Here is a 1,030-nt window from a genome sequence, read left to right on the forward strand (position 1 = left end):
CTAATACCATCAATTCGCAGACCAGTGGGCCCACCGATACTATGCAGTTTAAACTCCAGGGTGTTAGTTCCGACGACAAATCCCGTCGAAATTGAAAAACGACTAATCTTTGTCCACCAAGAGCTTAAAGCAACAGGTTTACCCACTGATACCCCGTTAAGCACAATATCAGTAATGTTGTCATCCACGGAAAGTTCACCGACAATGGAAGCTTCAGAAAAACGAGGAAGTGTAAAGGTGGTTATATAGCTATAGTTGCCAACCGGACCTACGGCAGAGGCGGTGTTGGGACCAATCCATCGGGCGGTATTGGTATTCGCAACCCAGCTAATTGGTGCTAAATCCTTGTTGGGAGTGGTAGCACCTGGAGTTACTGTCCCCGCCGGATAGGTTGTTAACTTATAGTGGGGGTCGGGAATGCTATCCCCTAAAACCTGACGGGCATCGTCAACCCCCGTATTGTAGAGGTTAGCGATCACTCTTGGCGCAGTGGGGACAATTTCCGTTGCTTTAGCAGTAACAGAATAAGCAATCGTCAACTTGCCAGTGTTATCTGCGTACCATTTAGGATCATCGTTAATGACGAAAGAAATTGTATCTCCCGGTTGTAATTCAAAGCTTTGTTGTTTGCCGCTCACCGTAGATTTTGTGTTGCCCTTGGCATCTTTAATTTCGCCAACCAAGGCCCCTGGATTCAAATTGGGATACTTAAACCCAAATTTTTCATCGTTTTTGTCCCGGACATGACCATTGCCATCCACTGGGGTTTTGTATTTGACGAGGCTAGGATCAGATGTGGCAAAGTTAATTAAAGCCCATTGACCTGTTGCTGTCAGGGAGACTGTCACCGTGCTACCGGAATTATTAGCCAGAGCCGGGGGATTATTAAGCTGGGTAGCCAGTAATTCAAGAGAGCCAGTCTGAGATGTTGAGACAAGGGAAGCCAAAACCATAAAAAGAGATACCTCGTTTACATTTGACGGATAAAGCCAAGGAAGTTATTCCATGCTTCAGATTGACTGATCATAAA

General features: G+C 45.7%; 1 protein-coding gene. It reads right to left on the minus strand.

The genetic code is table 11. The annotated features are described in order from the left end of the window. Window positions 1-953 (minus strand): hypothetical protein (locus O9323_RS20840; RefSeq protein WP_288125697.1); only part of this gene is annotated, 953 nt, incomplete at its 3' end. Between the last annotated feature and the right edge of the window lie 77 nt (window positions 954-1,030).

Origin of the sequence: Microcystis sp. LE19-131.1A (assembly GCF_027532015.1) — a bacterium.
Taxonomy (GTDB): domain Bacteria; phylum Cyanobacteriota; class Cyanobacteriia; order Cyanobacteriales; family Microcystaceae; genus Microcystis; species Microcystis ichthyoblabe_A.